2 protein-coding genes are annotated in these 2,004 nt (G+C 72.1%); both read left to right on the top strand.

Translation table 11 applies throughout. The features are described 5' to 3' along the window. Window positions 1–78 precede the first annotated feature (78 nt). On the top strand, window positions 79–696 hold the full coding sequence (locus tag ACH9D3_RS15530) for a CAP domain-containing protein (RefSeq protein ID WP_396398205.1): 618 nt from the start codon (window positions 79–81) through the stop codon (window positions 694–696). Window positions 697–1,068: 372 nt separating this feature from the next. Beyond that, on the top strand, window positions 1,069–1,950 hold the full coding sequence (locus tag ACH9D3_RS15535; RefSeq protein WP_396411621.1) for a manganese catalase family protein: 882 nt from the start codon (window positions 1,069–1,071) through the stop codon (window positions 1,948–1,950). Window positions 1,951–2,004: the final 54 nt, after the last annotated feature.

The raw sequence follows: 2,004 nt of genomic DNA on the forward strand, positions 1-2,004 counted from the left end.
CGACGACAGCCCCCCTCGCCGCACGGAGCCCCCCGATATTCTCCGCGCGTGCCGGCAGACCAGGAAGCAGAAGAACCCATGGCGAAACACCGCTGCGCTCCCGCACGTCCTCGCGGCCGGATGGCCGCACTGGCCCTCTCCGTGGGGGTCGGCGCCACCGCCCTCACCGGCACCTCCCTCCTGGCCGGCCCGGCGGCCCACGCCGCGACGACCGACATCGTCGGGGTCAGCCCGGCGACCCGTCAGGCGGACGCCCAGCTGATGCTCGACGAGATCAACCGCTACCGCGCCTCCCTCGGCGTGAAGCCGCTCAAGTACTCCGCCACGCTGTCCCGGGTGGTGCAGAGGGAGTCCGACCGGCAGGTGGCCGAGGAGCGGTTCTCCCACAGCACCCGCTTCCTCACCGATCCGCGGACCGGCCCCTGGACCAGCGCGAACGAGGTGATCGCCCTCGAGCACCACCGGGACGTGCGCGCGCTGGTGAAGTGGTGGAAGTCCTCGCCCGCCCACGACAAGGCCATCCGGGACCCGCGCCACGAGGTGATCGGGATCGGCCTCACCTACGCGGACGGCCGGCTCCAGCGCACGGGACAGGCCTGGCAGGTGCTCTCCACCGTCAACCTCTACGGCTACGCCCACGGCGGCGCGCCCGCGGACGCCTCGACGCGCGTGCACGGCGCTCCGTCCCACGGCTGAGCAGGCGCCGGCACCCGGCCGCGCGCCGGCCGGGAATGGCGCCGGTCGTCGGGAGGGTCGCGGCCCTCGCGGGCGACCGTCCCACCCGGGGCGCACCTGCACCGCACGGCCGGCCGCACCCCGACCTCACGGCCGTAGCCGTCGGGACCGTCGCCGGGGACGTGCGCGAAGGTGCCGTCCAGGAGCGGCCCGTCCTGCCGGGGCGGGACGCAGCAGGAGACGACGGCGGTGCCCTCCGCGTCGTCCTCCCTCATGTCATCAGCACACTTCCCATCGACCGAGGGTCGGGGTTAGGGTGACCTCACCTGGGACGGTGGCCGGGAGATCCGCCGCCGGGCCCCGGGCCACTGCAGTCGACGACGGAGGCATGAATTGTTCACGCACAGCCAGACACTCCAGTACAGGTCCACCCCGGAGAAGCCCGACGCGGTCTACGCCCGCAAGCTCCAGGAGGTGATCGGCGGGCAGTACGGGGAGATCACCGTGGCCATGCAGTACAGCTTCCAGGCCTGGAACGCCCACATCCCGGGCAAGTACCGGGACCTGCTCTTCGGCACCGCCGCCGAGGAGTTCGGCCACGTCGAGATGCTCGCCACGATGGTCGCCCAGCTCCTCGAGAAGGCCCCGCTGGGCATCACCGAGGACGCCGTCCAGGGCGATCCGGCGGTGGCCGCGGTGATCGGCGGCACCGACCTGCAGCAGGCCATCGTCGCCGGGGCCGGGGCGCGGCCGGTGGACTCGATGGGCAATCCCTGGTCCGGGTCCTACGTCACCGCCTCCGGGAACCTGCTGGCGGACATGACCTCCAACGTCAACGCCGAGATGCAGGGCCGCACCCAGGTCGCCCGGCTCTACCACATGACCGACGACAAGGGCATCCGGGACATGCTCTCCTTCCTGCTCGCCCGCGACACCATGCACCAGAACCAGTGGATGGCCGCGGTGAAGGAGCTGCAGGAGGACGGCCTGGAGCAGATGCCGGTGCCGTCGAACTTCCCGCAGTCCAAGGAGGCCACGACGTTCTCCTACGACTACTACAACTTCTCCGACGGCGCCGCCGCCGCCGAGGGCTCCTGGGCGCAGGGGCGCACCCCGGACGGGAACGGGACCTTCGGGTACAAGGCGGAGCCGATGGAAGGCGTGCCGATGCCGCCCCCCACCCACCCCGACGCCCGGTTCTACGGCACCACCGAGCAGTCCAACCTGAAGGAGAAGGCCGCCGGCGCGATCCAGGACAAGCTCAAGAAGGAGTGACCCGCACGGCTCCACCGGCACGGGCAGGGGCCCGGGACGCGGCACACCGTCCCG

Origin of the sequence: Kocuria kalidii, from assembly GCF_044462225.1 — a bacterium.
Lineage (GTDB): Bacteria > Actinomycetota > Actinomycetes > Actinomycetales > Micrococcaceae > Kocuria > Kocuria kalidii.